Origin of the sequence: Streptomyces apricus, from assembly GCF_008369065.1 — a bacterium.
GTDB classification, from domain to species: domain Bacteria; phylum Actinomycetota; class Actinomycetes; order Streptomycetales; family Streptomycetaceae; genus Streptomyces; species Streptomyces apricus.
This window is the reverse complement of the sequence record NZ_VDFC01000046.1, coordinates 424,557-438,553: the sequence shown is the minus strand read 5'-3', so window position 1 is coordinate 438,553 and position 13,997 is coordinate 424,557. Positions and strand designations below refer to the sequence as shown.

The 13,997-nt window shown below is 74.0% G+C and carries 13 protein-coding genes and 1 pseudogene; 11 read left to right on the top strand and 3 right to left on the bottom strand.

The annotated features are described in order from the left end of the window. Nucleotides 1–377, bottom strand: a pseudogene (locus FGF04_RS40135) (hypothetical protein); the annotation flags it as partial. Between the two features lie 241 nt (nucleotides 378–618). Here FGF04_RS40135 and FGF04_RS22055 point away from each other — a divergent pair. The 4 genes from FGF04_RS22055 to FGF04_RS22040 all read left to right on the top strand — a co-directional run bounded on the left by FGF04_RS22055 (nucleotide 619) and on the right by FGF04_RS22040 (nucleotide 4,153). Continuing rightward, nucleotides 619–939, top strand: a complete 321-nt coding sequence (locus FGF04_RS22055; RefSeq protein WP_149513031.1) for a DMT family transporter — start codon at nucleotides 619–621, stop codon at nucleotides 937–939. A gap of 102 nt (nucleotides 940–1,041) precedes the next feature. Further along, entirely contained in the window at nucleotides 1,042–2,031 is a 990-nt protein-coding gene (dapD, locus tag FGF04_RS22050; RefSeq protein ID WP_149513030.1) for a 2,3,4,5-tetrahydropyridine-2,6-dicarboxylate N-succinyltransferase, read from the top strand. Between the two features lie 236 nt (nucleotides 2,032–2,267). Then, nucleotides 2,268–2,825, top strand: a complete 558-nt coding sequence (locus tag FGF04_RS22045) for a SigE family RNA polymerase sigma factor (protein WP_149513771.1) — start codon at nucleotides 2,268–2,270, stop codon at nucleotides 2,823–2,825. Between the two features lie 2 nt (nucleotides 2,826–2,827). Next, nucleotides 2,828–4,153: a WD40 repeat domain-containing protein gene (locus tag FGF04_RS22040; protein ID WP_408055662.1), complete on the top strand. Its 1,326-nt coding sequence runs from the start codon at nucleotides 2,828–2,830 to the stop codon at nucleotides 4,151–4,153. Nucleotides 4,154–4,185: 32 nt separating this feature from the next. Here the strand turns inward: FGF04_RS22040 and dapA are convergent, their stop codons facing one another. Beyond that, entirely contained in the window at nucleotides 4,186–5,115 is a 930-nt protein-coding gene (gene dapA, locus FGF04_RS22035; protein ID WP_149513028.1) for a 4-hydroxy-tetrahydrodipicolinate synthase, read from the bottom strand. A gap of 165 nt (nucleotides 5,116–5,280) precedes the next feature. Here dapA and FGF04_RS22030 point away from each other — a divergent pair, with 165 nt between their 5' ends. From FGF04_RS22030 to FGF04_RS22005, 6 genes are all read left to right on the top strand, one after another. Next, on the top strand, nucleotides 5,281–5,463 hold the full coding sequence (locus FGF04_RS22030; RefSeq protein WP_149513027.1) for a hypothetical protein: 183 nt from the start codon (nucleotides 5,281–5,283) through the stop codon (nucleotides 5,461–5,463). Beyond that, nucleotides 5,460–6,161, top strand: coding sequence for a hypothetical protein (locus FGF04_RS22025; RefSeq protein WP_149513026.1), 702 nt, complete (start codon nucleotides 5,460–5,462; stop codon nucleotides 6,159–6,161). The genes FGF04_RS22030 and FGF04_RS22025 overlap by 4 nt, the downstream gene beginning before the upstream one ends. 57 nt (nucleotides 6,162–6,218) lie before the next feature. After that, nucleotides 6,219–6,632 (top strand): phage holin family protein, encoded by a 414-nt coding sequence (locus tag FGF04_RS22020; RefSeq protein WP_149513025.1) that lies wholly within the window; start codon nucleotides 6,219–6,221, stop codon nucleotides 6,630–6,632. Further along, on the top strand, nucleotides 6,629–7,087 hold the full coding sequence (locus FGF04_RS22015; RefSeq protein WP_149513024.1) for a DUF3618 domain-containing protein: 459 nt from the start codon (nucleotides 6,629–6,631) through the stop codon (nucleotides 7,085–7,087). Before FGF04_RS22020 ends, FGF04_RS22015 begins: the two co-directional genes overlap by 4 nt. 367 nt (nucleotides 7,088–7,454) lie before the next feature. Then, entirely contained in the window at nucleotides 7,455–9,071 is a 1,617-nt protein-coding gene (locus tag FGF04_RS22010) for an MFS transporter (protein ID WP_188114236.1), read from the top strand. A 216-nt stretch (nucleotides 9,072–9,287) separates the two neighbouring features. Beyond that, on the top strand, nucleotides 9,288–10,268 hold the full coding sequence (locus FGF04_RS22005; protein WP_149513023.1) for an Lrp/AsnC family transcriptional regulator: 981 nt from the start codon (nucleotides 9,288–9,290) through the stop codon (nucleotides 10,266–10,268). 15 nt (nucleotides 10,269–10,283) lie between these two features. On the opposite strand, the gene FGF04_RS22000 is transcribed toward FGF04_RS22005, so the two are convergent. Beyond that, a complete protein-coding gene (locus FGF04_RS22000) occupies nucleotides 10,284–12,113 on the bottom strand; it encodes an endonuclease/exonuclease/phosphatase family protein (RefSeq protein ID WP_149513022.1) in 1,830 nt (609 codons plus the stop codon). Nucleotides 12,114–12,425: 312 nt separating this feature from the next. Here FGF04_RS22000 and FGF04_RS21995 point away from each other — a divergent pair, with 312 nt between their 5' ends. After that, nucleotides 12,426–13,862: a hypothetical protein gene (locus tag FGF04_RS21995; protein WP_149513021.1), complete on the top strand. Its 1,437-nt coding sequence runs from the start codon at nucleotides 12,426–12,428 to the stop codon at nucleotides 13,860–13,862. The last annotated feature ends 135 nt before the right edge of the window (nucleotides 13,863–13,997 follow it).

The window sequence follows — 13,997 nt, the reverse complement described above, 5'->3', positions numbered from 1 at the left end:
CCGCGGCCCCCGGCGTCGAAGTCGGCGTCCGCGCCCCCTTGCGGGGCGGGGGGCGCCGCGGTGGTGCCCGAGGGGCCGGCGGAGGCCAGACCGCTCTTGCCGCGGGGCGCCGTGGCCACCGTGGGCGGGGCCGGCACGAGCGGTTCGTCCGACGCGGAGGTGTTCTCCGTCCAGTCCAGCGCCGAGTCGTCCCGGTCCCCCTCCAGCACGGCCACCGCCGTCACGGCGGAGGCGAGGACCGCCAGCAGCAGGGCCCCGGCCAGCCAGAGCCTGCGCGTCCCGGGGATGCGGGCCTCTCCCGAGGCCTCACCGGTCTCCCACACCTTCGGCAGGTGGACCGGCGGTTCGGGAGCGGACTCGGTCGTTCTTTCCGGCATGCGCTGTTCCCCCCGGCGTCGCCGGGGGCGGACGCGGTTCGGTCGTCGGGTGGGGCAAGAGGAGGCGTGGGTCGCGGGCACACGGGCCGGTCCGGGCCGGGAGGCCCGTGTGCGCGACGTGAGGAACATTAGTGGAACCCGTGTGCGCCGAACAGCCGTTCCTGTATGTGATTCCGTTGAACCCGCTTCATACGCAGGTGAGTTGACGTGATACGTCCGGCTTCTGGGTACGGTCGTGCGCATGGGATACGTGCTGCTAGCCGGAGCCATCGCCGCGGAGGTGGCCGCCACGACCGCCATGAAGTACAGCGACGGGTTCAGCCGGCTGTGGCCCTCGGTGCTGACCGCCCTCGGCTACCTCGTCGCCTTCACGCTGCTCGCGCAGACCCTCAAGACGGTGGCGGTCGGCACGGCGTACGCGATCTGGGCGGGGCTGGGCACGGCGGCCATCGCGGCGATCGGGGTGGTGTTCCTGGGGGAGGGGCTGACCGTCACCAAGTTCGCCGGCATCGCGCTGATCATCGGCGGGGTCGTGGTGCTGAACATGGGCGGGGCGCACTGACGGCCCGCCGGYGGGGGCGCCGGGCACGGTGCCCGGACCGGAGTCCGAGACGTGCCCGGCGTCGGTTGGCCCGTACGGGGCCCGGGCGGTTAGGTTGCCCTCATGACCGACACGACTGCTCCTCGCACCACCGGCGCCGTGGCCGCCGGGCTCGCCACGATCGCCGCCGACGGCACCGTCCTCGACACCTGGTTCCCGGCCCCCGAACTGGTCGCCGAGCCGGGCCCCTCCGGCTCGGAGCGGCTGTCCGCCGAACGCGCGGCGGAGCTGCTCGGCGAGGGCGCCGTGCAGGCGGTCGGACCGGACGCCCGCCGCGGTGTCGAGGTCGTCGCGGTCCGCACGGTCATCGCCTCGCTCGACGAGAAGCCGGTCGACGCGCACGACGCGTACCTGCGGCTGCACCTGCTCTCGCACCGGCTGGTGCGGCCGCACGGGCAGAACCTCGACGGCCTCTTCGCCCACCTCGCCAACGTGGCCTGGACCTCGCTCGGTCCGGTCGCCGTCGACGACGTGGAGAAGGTCCGGCTGAACGCGCGCGCCGAGGGGCTGCACCTCGCGGTGACCTCGATCGACAAGTTCCCGCGCATGACGGACTACGTGGCCCCCAAGGGTGTCCGGATCGCCGACGCCGACCGGGTGCGCCTCGGCGCGCACCTCGCCTCGGGCACGACCGTCATGCACGAGGGCTTCGTGAACTTCAACGCCGGCACGCTCGGTACGTCGATGGTCGAGGGACGCATCTCGGCCGGTGTCGTGGTCGGGGACGGCTCGGACATCGGCGGCGGCGCGTCCACCATGGGCACGCTGTCGGGCGGCGGCAACGTCCGCATCACCATCGGCGAGCGGTGCCTGATCGGGGCCGAGGCGGGGGTCGGGATCGCCCTCGGCGACGAGTGCGTGGTCGAGGCCGGGCTGTACGTCACGGCGGGGACGCGGGTGACGATGCCCGACGGGCAGATCGTGAAGGCGCGGGAGCTGTCCGGGGCGTCCAACATCCTGTTCCGGCGGAACTCGGTGACCGGGAAGGTGGAGGCGCGGCCGAACAACGCGGTGTGGGGTGGCCTGAACGAGGTTCTCCACAGCCACAACTGAGGCTCTGCCCGCATCTCTTCGCCGAGAGCGCCCTTCCGCTTCGCGCGGGAGGGCGCTCTCGGCGTTCACGGTCCCTTCGACTGCCGGCCGGTGGGAGCTGATCGCGCAGTTCCCCGCGCCCCTGAGGGGCCCGGACGTGAACGAACCCGGTGGGCAGGCATAGCCGGAGGAGGGTGCAGGCGTCTTGAGGGGTGGGGGCGGGGAGGACGGGCCCGCCCGGGGGAGAGAAGGTGACGATGGATGCCGAAGGACACGAGCGGTTTCGCGACTTCGTGGAGAACCGGTCGTCGGCGCTGCTGAAGACCGCCGTGCTGCTCAGCGGCGGCGACCGCCACGCCGCCGAGGACCTGCTGCAGAACGCGCTGATCAAGGCGGCCGGCCGCTGGCAGCGCATCGACGAGCCGGAGGCGTACGTACGGCAGGTCCTGTACCGGCAGCAGGTGAGCCGCTGGCGGCTGAAGTGGCGGCGCCGGGAGCTGACCGTCGCCGAGCCGCCGGAGTCGACGGGGGGAGCCGACGCCTCCGCCGCCACCGACCTGCGGATCGTGATGCGCGGAGCGCTGGCGCGGCTCACCGCCCGCCAACGGGCCGTACTGGTGCTCCGCTACTTCGAGGACCTGCCGGAGGCCGACGTCGCCCGCATCCTCGGCTGCTCGGTCGGGACCGTACGGTCCACGGCCCACCGCTCGCTCGCCCGGCTGCGCACCCTCGCGCCGGAGCTGTCCGCACTCGGCGCTCCCGACGCCGACCGGAGCCCGTCCCGCGACTTCTCACCGGTGGAGGCACGCCCGTGAACATGGATCAGCTCGTACGCGACGCCCTGCACGAGCAGGCCGAGGGGACCGCGGCCACGCCGCCCGACTTCGCCGGTCGGGTGCTCGCCGTCCGGCGGCGCCGCCGCGGCCGCAGGCTCGCCGGAGCCGCGGCGGCCATGGCCGTGGCGGTCGCCGTCGCCGTGGGGGMGCCCGTCCTGTACGACGGGAAGGACGCACCGCGGCTCGCCAGCCAGATGAACCGGAGCGACATCATCGCCCACCCGGAGCAGTCGCCGCCGCGCGACCTGATCGCGGCGGGGGACACCGCGCTGGCCGCCTACTTCACGCGCGGCCCTGTCAAGGAGGCCGGGGGCCAGGTCGTCGACCGGCGCGCCTACCGCATCCTCGACCAGCACACCGGGAAGTACGTGAAGGCCCCCGAGTGGTCCTTCGTCGCCGTCGCCCCCGGGATGCGCACGGCCGCCGTCCTGGAGGAGAAGCTGCCCACCAGGCGGATCGGGCTGCTCGACCTCCTCACCGGCGAGGTCGAGCGCTGGATCACCGTCGACCACCCCGTCGCGGGCATCCAGTTCTCGCCGGACGGCGACAGGCTCCTCGCCACGACGTACAGCGACAACCCCGACAAGCTGGAGCTGGCGCCCAACGACAGCGACCACGACGGCAAGAGGAACGACTGGTTCGCGCAGTACGGGAAATGGTTCCGGACCGGCTTCTACGTCCTCGACGTCGACTCCGGCGACGGGGCGTGGCGCGAGGTCGCCGGCCGCGAGGGGAAGGAGTTCGCATTCGCCGCTCCCCGCCGTGACTTCGCCTTCAGCCACGACGGCGAGCTGGTGCGGTCCGAGCTCCCGTTGGACTCCCGTGTGCAGTACTACGACCTGAAGGGCGACAAGGCCGCCGTTCCCGAGGACGAGAAGTATCTGGAGCGGTTCTCCGAGGCGGGGCTGTCCCCGAACGGCAGGCTCGTCGTCGGCGACGCCGCGAGGAGCCGCGCGGCCGAGGGGAAGTCGGAGGACGGGTCCTCGGACCGGAACACCGTGCGGCAGGCGATCCCGTTCAGCGAGGTCCCCACCGCTCTCCCGGCGAGCGGCGACGGGTCCAGCGGCATCGCCGTCAACGATTCCTCGACGGGCGATCGGCTCCACACGGTGCCCGGACAGTCGCCGATCGCCTGGGTCGGCAACGAGCGGCTCATCGCCTGGGACATCGAGCCCGGTACGAGTGAGTTCCGCAACCGGCTCGTGCTCGTCACGATCGGGAGCGACAAGACCGTCCCGCTGAGCGGTTTCCGGCAGGGGAACGACGGTGCGCCCGGACGCTGGATCCCGGTCTTCGCCCGGCGCTGAGCAGGGGCCGGTGGCTGGTGGTCGGCGACCGGTCAGGCGTCGGCCGTCAGCCGCTCGTCCGCCGTCAGCCGTTCGTACTCCGTCAGCAGCCCGTCGGTCGCCTCGTGGCCGGCGGGCCGCAGCGGTGCCCGGACCGGGCCTGCGGGCAGGCCCAGGGCGCCGAGCAGGGCCTTCGCGGTGACCGCGCCGGGCAGGCCCGACGCCATCATCGACTCGATGAGCGCGGTCGCCCGCCGCTGGCGGCGCGCCGCCCCGCCGGTGTCCCCCGCGTCGAACGCGTCGAGGACGGCGCGGAGATGGGCGGGCACGACGTTCGCCACCGTGCTGATGTACCCGGCGCCGCCCACCGCGTACAGGGCCAGCGCGTACTCGTCGCAGCCCGCGTAGTACGCGAGGTCCGTGCGGGCCAGCACCTTCTGGGTGCCGAGCAGGTCGTACGCGCAGTCCTTCACCGCCACGATCCGCGGGTGCCCGGCGAGCCGCAGCACCGTCTCCGGCTCGATGCGGGTGCCGGTGCGGCCCGGGATGTCGTACAGGACCAGCGGCAGTCCCGAGGCGTCCGCGACGGCGCGCACGTGCGCCTCGACGGCGTCCTGCGGCGGCCTGCTGTAGTACGGCGCGATCACCAGCAGGCCGTCCGCGCCCGCCTTCTCCGCCGCCAGGGCCAGCTCGACGGTGTGCCGGGTGTCGGCGGTCCCGACGCCCGCGACGATCGCGGCGCGGTCCCCGACCGCCTCGGCGACCGCCCGTACGAGCGCGGACTTCTCGGCGTCCGTCGTGGTCGGGGACTCACCGGTGGTACCGGACAGCACCAGCCCGTCGCAGCCCTCGGACACCAGCCGCTCGGCGAGCCGCTGCGCGCCGTCCAGGTCGAGGAGGCCCTCGCCGGTGAAAGGGGTGACCATCGCGCAGAGGGCGCGGCCGAAGGGGCGGGGGGACGGGGGCGTGCTCGTGGGTGTCATGACGGCAGTCTCGGACCGTCGACCCGGAAGCTCCACTTAATTCTTCTACGGGTCATGCGTTAGATCCGCTACTGGATACGGGCCGGAGGCGCTCTAGGCACCCGCCCCGGTCTGCGTCACCATGGCGAGGACGGCAGTCGGTGCCGGACGGTCACGGGAGGCGTTATGAGGCTCGGCAAAGCGCTCGCCACCGGAGTGGCGGAGGAACAGCCGTACGGGACGGACGAAGGGCACCGGCCGGACGGGGCGGCCGTCGGTGACGAGGCGCCCGAGGCCGCCGCGCGGCCCGTGCGGCGGGAGCCCGTGCGGTCGGCGCCCGCGGCCGAAGAGGCGCCGTCCGCGCGATGAGGATGCGGCTCCCCGCGGAACGTCCTGCGGAGCCGCCGACCGGATTCAAGATCGCCCACCCGATGCTGTCCCAGGACGGCCGCCGGGCCGGGTTCACCGGTGTGTCGCTGGGCGACGCGCTGCCCTACGGGGTCCTCGACGAGGCGCGCTGCGTCTACGGCCTGCGGCACCGGGCACCGCACCGCCGCTGCGACTGCGGCTTCCACTGCGTGCACGACCGCGCGACGGCGCAGGCCCTGCTGTGCACCGCCGAACACCGGGCGGCCGTCCTGCTGGAGGTGACGGTCCTCGGCGCGTACATCCGCTTCGAACGCGGGTTCCGGTACGCGCGGCAGCGGGTGCGCACCGCCGAGGTCGGGCCCTGCGCGTGCGGGGCGGCGGCCGTGGCGCTGGCCGACGCCGGCTGGGGCAGGCCCGGCTGGCGGGGCCTGGCGGCCTCCTGCGCCGGATGCGCGCGCGGGCGCACCGCCGTGTCACCGGTGACGTTCGCGCTGCTGGGCGGAGAAGGGCTGCGGGTCCGGGCCGGGGGAGGCGCGGCGCGATCCGGCGGCGCGGTGCCCGCGGTGACCGGGCTGCCCGACGGGCTCGGGGTGCCCGAGCTCGTCGCCGAGGCCGCGCTCCTGCAGGCCCGGCTCGACTGGTTCCAGAGCCTGCTGGCACGGCTCGACGAGGACGGGCGCGGGTCCGGGCAGGGGTAGTGGCGGCGCAGCAGGGTACCCGGGCGTTCTCCCCTGGACGGAAGGAGGCGGAACGCCATGACCGGGATCGTGGACCGGCGGCCGGACCAGCAGCACTCGGTGGGTGAGCTGGTCGGGCAGGCCACAGAACAGCTTTCGGAGCTCGTACGGCAGGAGATACGGCTCGCGAAGGAGGAGTTGACGGAGAAGGGCAAGCGCGCCGGACGCGGCGGCGGCATGCTGGGCGCGGCGGGTGCCGTCGCCTACGTGGGGCTGATGGGCCTGGCGGCGACCGGCATCGCCGCCCTCTCGCTGGTGCTGCCCGTGTGGGCGGCGGCGCTCATCGTCACCGCCGTGCTCTTCGTGGTGGCGGCCGTGCTGGCCAAGAGCGGCCGTTCGCAGCTCGGCCGCGCCACCCCGCCGATGCCGGAGAAGGCGATCGGCAGCGTCAAGGCCGACGTCGACGAGATCAAGGAAAGGGCACACCGATGACGGACATCAACGACGCCGCGGGGACCGGCGCGACCGCCGGCGGGTCCGCCACCGGGGCCGAGGGGCCCGAGGAGCTCCGGCGCCAGATCGAGGAGACCCGCAGCCAGCTCGGTGACACGGTCGAGGAGCTGGCGGCCAAGGTGGACGTGAAGGCACAGGCGAAGGCCAAGAGCGCCGAGCTCAAGGAGAAGGCGGCCGAGGCGGGCCACGCCGTCCAGGAGAAGGCCGTCGTGGCCCAGCAGGTCGTGCAGGACAAGGCCGCCCAGGCCCAGCAGGTCGTGCAGGGCAAGGCGGCCCAGGCCCAGCAGGTCGCGCAGGACCGCCTGCCCCAGCCGGTGCTCGACGCGGCGGGCTCGGCCGTCCAGGCGAGCCGGCGGATCCCCAAGCCCGTACTGATCGCCGGCGCCGTGGTCGTGGTCGCCGGGCTGCTGCTGCGCAGGCGCAGCCGCCGCTGAACCGACGCGGACGACCGGAACGGCAGGAACGGCAGGGAGGAGCGGCGGAGCCGGGCAACCGGCTCCGCCGCTCCTCGCGTGCCCGGGGCCGGACGGGGCCCGTGCCGGGCGCGCGGTGCTCGCGATGCGCGGTGCTCGTGCCGGTGTGCGTGCATCGGAAATCCGGCCGGATGCAGGGCTCCGTGTCGGATTCCCGGGATTCCGCGCCGCTGGCTGGTCCCGCTTCGGCGGTGCGGACGAAGGMGGCGTGCACACAGACGACCGCGGCGTGCGCGCCGCAAGGGAGAGTTCCGTGAACGTCACCACCACCGCGACCGCCGCGCACACCGCGAGCGGTGCGCGGGACCGGCGGGCCGCCACACTGGTCATGGCCTGCGTGGGCGTGTTCGTCGCCTACCTGCCGGTCACCACCGTCTCGGTGAGCCTGCCGGCCGTCCAGCGGGCGCTGCACGCCTCGACCGCCCAACTGGCCTGGGTGTCCGACGCGTTCGTCCTGCCCATGGCCGCCCTCATCCTCACCGCGGGCGTCGTCGGTGACGTCCACGGCCGCAAGAAGGTCTTCCAGGCGGGCCTCGCCTTCTGCGCCGCGGGAGCCGCCACCGCCCTGTCCGCCCGGTCGGTCGAGGTCCTCTGGGCGGGCCAGGCCCTCGCCGGTGTGGGCGCGGCCGCGCTGCTGCCGACGACCCTGGCGCTGATCAGCCACGTGGTGCCCGACCCCCGCGAGCGCGGCAAGTTCATCGGCCTGTGGGCGACGTCCCTGCTGTCGGCCCTGGCCCTCGGCCCCCTCATCGCCGGACTCGTCCTTGAGCACTTCTCCTGGCGGTGGGTCTTCCTGCTGACGATCCCCGTCTCGCTCGTCGCCATGGTGTGCGCGGCCCGGCTGCTGACCGACTCGCGCGCCGCCGGTTCGCGCCGGCTGGACTGGCCCGGCCAGCTCACCGCCGCCCTGGCGGTCACCGCGCTGGTCTACGGGGTCATCGAGGGCGGTGCCGGCTCCTTCTCGGACGCGAAGGTGCTGGTCGCCCTGGGCACGGCCGTCGTGAGCGGTACCGCCTTCGTCCTCGTGGAGCGGCGCAGCGACAGCCCGATGCTGGACCTGAAGCTGTTCCGCAGCGCGGCCTTCAGCGCCACCACCCTGATCGCCCTGATCAGCTTCCTCGGCCTGATCGGCTTCTTCTTCGCCCTCAGCCTCTACTTCGGCATGGTCCAGCAGCTCAGCACCCTGGAGGCGGGGGCCCGGCTGGTCACGGTCAGCCTGATGGCCATCCTGGTGGGAGCGCCGGTCGGCCGCCTCATGCACCGGGTGCCGGCCCGCACCCTGATCACCGGCGGCCTGCTGCTCAGCGCGGTCTCCCTGCTGTCCCTCACCACCCTGGACGCCGACACCTCGTACCTCTCGCTGGTCTGGCGGCTGGCGCTGCTGGGCCTGGGCATGGGGCTGGTCATCACGCCGATGACGGCCACCGCGGTCGCCTCCGTACCGCACCACCTGGCCGGTATGGCGGCCGCCGGGAACAACGCCTTCCGGCAGGTCGGCGCCGCCCTCGGCCCCGCCGTCCTGGGCGCGCTGCTGACCAGCCGGGCCACCGGCTCGCTGCCCGGGCACCTCGCCGAGGCGGGCCTGACGGGCGCCCAGCGGCAGAGCGTCGTCGCCGCCGTGGACCAGGGCGGGCTCGGCGCGGTCGCCGCGATGGACCTGGGCCCGGCCCGGGGGCGTGCCCTCGGCGCGCTGTCCGAGGCCTTCCTCGACGGGCTCCACCTGTGCCTGATCGTGTCCGCGGTCCTGACCCTGCTCGCGGCGGCGGTCGCCGCGGTCCTGCTGCGCACCCCCCGGCGGACGACGACGGTGGTGACCGGCGCGGGTACCGATACCGCTGCGGGCGCCGACGCGGGCTCCGGTACCGGTGCCGACGCGGGCGCCGGGGCCGAGGTGGTCCGGCCGCGCGGGGCCGCGGAGCCCCGGCCGGAACTCGGCCGCCGGTGAGATGAACCCGCGGCGGTGATCCCGCGTCTTACCGGGCGCCCTCCGTGGGGACGGGAAGGGCGCCGGTGAGGGGCCCGGGCCCAGGAGACCTTCCTGGGCCCGGGCCCCACCGCTCGCCCCGGCGCACCGGCAGCCCCGTCGCTACGATGATCCCCACGGTGCGCACCGCGCGCCGTACGGCCCCCAGCCAGCGCGAGGAGCGGGAGCGATCCGGTGGTGTCCCGTGCGTCCGAGCCCCTCGACCCGCTCGACCTGAAGCTGCTGCAGGCGCTCCAGACGGACGGCCGCGCGCCGTTCAGCCGCTTCGCGGAGGTGCTCGGGGTCTCGGACCAGACCGTCGCGCGGCGCTACCGCCGGCTGCGCGCCACCGCGGGACTGCGCGTGCTCGGCATGACCGACGATAGCCTGCTCGGCCGGCAGAGCTGGCTGGTCCGGCTGCGCTGCACCCCGGACGTGGCCGAGCAGGTGGCGGGCGCGCTGGCCCGGCGGCCCGACACCTCGTACGTCGGACTGATCTCGGGCGGCACCGAGGTGATCTGCGCGATGAAGCCGCGCTCCGGGGAGGAACGGGACGAGCTGCTCTTCGGCCGGCTGCCGCGCACGCCCCGTGTCATCTCGGTCAGCGCGCACTGCCTGCTGCACTCCTACTACGGCGGCCCGCTCGGCTGGCTCAGCAAACTGCAGGCCCTCGATCCCGGCGAGGAGGCCGCGCTCACCCGGCCGCCCGTCGAGCCGGCCCCCGCCCCCGTCGTCCTGGACGCCGAGGACGAGGCGCTGCTCGCCGTGCTCCGGCGCGACGGCCGCACCCCGCTCACCGAACTCCAGACGAGCACCGGGCAGACCGAGTCGGCGGTCAAGCGGCGCCTGGACCGGCTGCGCTCCTCGGGGATCCTCTACTTCGACGTGCAGCACGACCGTGACCTGCTGGGGCACGCGACCGACGCCATGCTCTGGCTCACGGTGGCGCCCTCCGCGGTCGCGGCCGTCGGGCGCGCCCTGGCCGCCCACCCCGAGGTCGGCTTCGCCGCGGCCATCACCGGGCAGGCCAACGTCGTCGCCTCCGTCATCTGCCGCGACACCAGGGCGCTGTACGCCTACCTCAGCGAGCGGATCGGGGTGCTCGACGGCGTGCAGACCGTCGAGACCACCCTCACCCTGCGTCAGGTCAAACAGCTCACCTACGAGCCCGCCCGCTGAGCCGCCCCGCCCCGCTCACGGGCGGAACCTCAGCACCTGCGGGTCGTGGTCGCTGATCTGGTCGGAGAACTCCGCGTTGATGTGCACGCTGTCGTAGTCGAAGCGGCCCTTGCGGATCGACGGGCTGATCAGGATCTGGTCGAGGACCTGGCTGTTGCCCTGGTAGTCGTAGCTGTACCGCTCGCTCCTCGGCAGGGACTTGACCGCCGACCAGAGCGCGCCGTCCGCCTCCAGGAGCTTCGCCGTCGTCGAGAACTCGAAGTCGTTGATGTCGCCGAGCGTGACGACGTCCGCGGTGCGCTGCTTGGCCAGGATGTCCTTGACGAAGGCGTTCACCGCGGTCGCCTGCAGATGGCGCTGGGTCTCCGAGCTGCGGGCCGGCGGCTGGAACTGCGAGTGCAGCGCCTGGTCGCCGCCCTTGGACGCGAAGTGGTTCGCGATCACGAAGACGCTCCGGCCGCGGAAGGTGAACTCGCCCGCGAGCGGCTTGCGGCTGTTGGTCCAGGCCGCGTTCGCCGGGTCGATGCGCCCCGGGGAGGCCGTCAGCTGCGCCTTGCCGCGCACCTTGGTGACGCCGACGGCGGTGGTGGCGTCGCCGCCCGGGCGGTCCACGAACGAGACCCGCGCCGGGTCGTAGAGGAACGCCTGGCGGATGTTGCCGCCCGGCTCGCCGCCGTCCGCGAGGTCCACCGGGTCGATGGAGCGCCACGCGTAGGCCGGTCCGCCCGCGGCGACGATCGCGTCCGTCAGCTTCCGCAGCGTCACGTCGGCGGCGACCGTACCGTCGTTCACCGCGCCGTTGTTGTCCTGGATCTCCTCCAGGGACACGATGTCGGGCGACTGCAGGTGGTCCACGATCGCGGCCGCGTGGTCGGCGAACGTGGTGTCCGCCGGGTCGAGGTTCTCGACGTTGTACGTGGCGACCGCGAGCTCGCCGCGCGCCTGCCTGCGAGTGGTCTCGCGCTCCAGGCCGCCGGACTCGACCGTGCCCAGGGTGCGGGCCGTCAGCGTGTAGCCGCCGAACTGGCTGTAGTCGAGGGGGCCCTCGGTGGTGCCCTTGAGGGTGTCGCCGACGTTCGCCGCCGGGAACGGCTGCGTGGCGGTGGGGATCAGCGACTGTATCTGCAGCCGGCCGGTGTTCTGCGCGGTGTAGGCGCCGTAGACGGTGCCGCCGCGGCGGTTCGCGTTCTCGTGCGGCTTGACCGTGACCCACAGCTCGGAGAACGGGTCGGTCGCGGTGACCACGCGCGACGAGCCGATCGCGACGTTCATGCCCTCCAGGGACTCGTACAGGTCGAGGGCGTACTTCTTCGGCCGCAGGGTGAGGCCGTTGACCGAGCCGCCCGCGGCGGCGTCGCCCTCGGGCGCGTACGCGTCGGGCACGGAACGGCTGTCGACGACCGTGGCCCGGGGCAGCGCGTTGCCGCTCGACACCACCGTCACCGCCGGCCGGGAGATCTGGGTGACCGACTGGTTGCCGGACGAGACGCCGCCCGGCACGAACTCCGTGACCGTGCCCGAGACGGTGACCGCGTCGCCGACGGCGACCTTCGGCGTCGAGCTGGTGAAGACGAAGACGCCCTCACTGGTGGCCGGGTCGCCGTCCGCGGACGGCCCCTGGATCCAGAAACCGCGGGACGAACCGTAGGTCCGTACGCCCGTGACGACGCCGGCCACATCGGTGACCTGCTGCCCCACGAGCGGGGACGTCCGGGTGGAGCCCTGGATGTCGTGGACGGCCACGGCAGCCGCGTGGGCGGGCGAGGTGAGCACCACCGAGGAGACCGTGGAACAGACGGCGGCGACGGTGAGCGCGGCGAGGCGCGCGGAAGACTTGCTCGGCAAGGAAATCCCTCCGGGGACGTGCGTGGGCGCCGGAACGAGGGTGGATCTACGCGCGTCAATCTCGTACCGGGCCGCGGCACTTGTCAAGGTTTCCTGGCTGAATACTTCTGACAGGTTCATGAACCGGGCGGCATGCGTCCAAATCCGTCTAGGCTGAGACCGCATGTCCGGGGCGGCCGGGGACGGCGGGCTGGAGTGCCTCCTGCCGGGCGGCCCCGCGGTTCCGCAGCACCGTGGCGCCGCGTCGTGCGCCCGGACGGGCACGGGCGGCCGAGATGTACGTCCGACCGCTCGTCCTAGGAGAACCAGCCGATGTCAGACAGCTCCCCCCTGCCGCCGGTGCGGCTGCACTCCGAAGCGGAGCTCGCGCGGGACGCCCTCGCCACGCCGCTCCTCTCGCGTGCCGTGCGGCTCGCCCGCTGGGCCGGTCCGGAGACCCGGGTCGGGGCGGGCGGCGAACTCGTCGACGAGCAGCTGCCGGCCGCCGCCGCGCAGCTGGGGCTCGACGGCGACGACGCCGCGGCCTGCGCGAGCGAGGCGTGGCGGGTGGCGGTCGACACCGGGCTGGTCGAGGTCGTGGACGAGGAGGAGGGCACCGTCACCGCGGGCGCCGACCTGGGGCTCGTCCTGTCCGGCGCGCCCCAGGACGTGCTGGCCCTGTGGCTGGGCGCCCTGGAGACGGTCCTGGCCGACGCGAGCGTGCCCGACCTGGAGGACCTCGTGGACGCCATGGACGAGGGCGGCACGGTCGACTTCTCCGCCCTGGACTGGGACCCCGAGGCGGAGGCCGAGTTCCTCGACGGCGTGCTCGGCAACCTCTACCTGCTGACCGCCCGCGCCGAAGGGCCCGACGAGGGGCCGGTGCCGCTGCCCGCCCTCGCCGCCTCGATGATCGTGCCGGACGACATGGGGCAGCCCACCGACGACGTCCTGGAGCAGGTGTCGGACGCGATGATGCGGCTCGACGACCAGTTCCGGGTGCTGGAACCGGTCGGGCTCGTCGACTTCCAGCCCGTCGACGAGGCGCTGATGGCCGACGCCGACGAGGAGCCGGCCGGTGCCGCCGGACCCGTGGACGACACGGACGTCACCCGGTACGGGATGGTGCGGCTCACGCCGCTCGGCGTGTACGGCATCAGGGCGCGGCTCCTGGAGGCCGGGTTCGTGGCGCCCGCGGTGGGCGACCTCGCGGACAAGGGGGCCGACGTGCTGCTCGACTCCACGTCCACCTTCCCGCCGACGGCCGCGCAGGCGGAGACCGAGCAGTGGCTCGCCCGGCGCGAACCCCTGGCCGCCGCGCGGGAGTTGCTCGCCGCCGCGCGCGGGGCCGACGCGGGGGCGCCGCTGCGGCGGCTGCGGTGCCAGCAGGCGCTGTCCCTGGTCGGCCCGGAGGCCGCGCCCGCGCTGCGCGAGGTCCTCGACGACGCCGAACTGGGCGGGCTCGCGCGGGTCTGGCTCGCCGAGCGGGGGGTGGCGGACGTGCCCGCGCCGTCCGAGGAGATGGTGTTCTGGCTGACCGTCGACACGATCGCCGCGCAGCTGGCGGCGGAGGGGAACTCCGAGGAGCTGCGGGCGCTGGTGGAGGGGCTCGCCGCGCAGCACGGGTCGTTCTTCGCGGCTGCCTGGCGGGTGGATCACCCTGCCACGCCGGATGTGCTGGAGGCGATGGGGAGGCTGCATCCGGACAAGAAGGTGGCGAAGGAGGCGCGGAAGGCGGCGTTCAAGGCGCGGTCGCAGCAGCAGGGGTAGGGGGTTGGTTTTTTGTCGCCCCCGCCGCCCTTTCCCGTCCCGTCCCTGGGGCTGTGCCCCAGACCCCCTGTCGCGCTGCGCGCTCCTGCGCAGTTCCCCGCGCCCCTTTAAGGGGCGCGGGGAACTGCGCAACGG

Coding starts and splice junctions, on each gene's coding strand:
- FGF04_RS22045 (WP_149513771.1), top strand. CDS start 2,268: ATGGATGCCGAAGGACACGAGCGGTTTCGCGACTTCGTGGAGAACCGG.
- FGF04_RS22025 (WP_149513026.1), top strand. CDS start 5,460: ATGAGGATGCGGCTCCCCGCGGAACGTCCTGCGGAGCCGCCGACCGGA.
- FGF04_RS22030 (WP_149513027.1), top strand. CDS start 5,281: ATGAGGCTCGGCAAAGCGCTCGCCACCGGAGTGGCGGAGGAACAGCCG.
- FGF04_RS22015 (WP_149513024.1), top strand. CDS start 6,629: ATGACGGACATCAACGACGCCGCGGGGACCGGCGCGACCGCCGGCGGG.
- FGF04_RS22020 (WP_149513025.1), top strand. CDS start 6,219: ATGACCGGGATCGTGGACCGGCGGCCGGACCAGCAGCACTCGGTGGGT.
- dapD (WP_149513030.1), top strand. CDS start 1,042: ATGACCGACACGACTGCTCCTCGCACCACCGGCGCCGTGGCCGCCGGG.
- FGF04_RS21995 (WP_149513021.1), top strand. CDS start 12,426: ATGTCAGACAGCTCCCCCCTGCCGCCGGTGCGGCTGCACTCCGAAGCG.
- FGF04_RS22055 (WP_149513031.1), top strand. CDS start 619: ATGGGATACGTGCTGCTAGCCGGAGCCATCGCCGCGGAGGTGGCCGCC.
- dapA (WP_149513028.1), bottom strand. CDS start 5,115: ATGACACCCACGAGCACGCCCCCGTCCCCCCGCCCCTTCGGCCGCGCC.
- FGF04_RS22010 (WP_188114236.1), top strand. CDS start 7,455: ATGGCCTGCGTGGGCGTGTTCGTCGCCTACCTGCCGGTCACCACCGTC.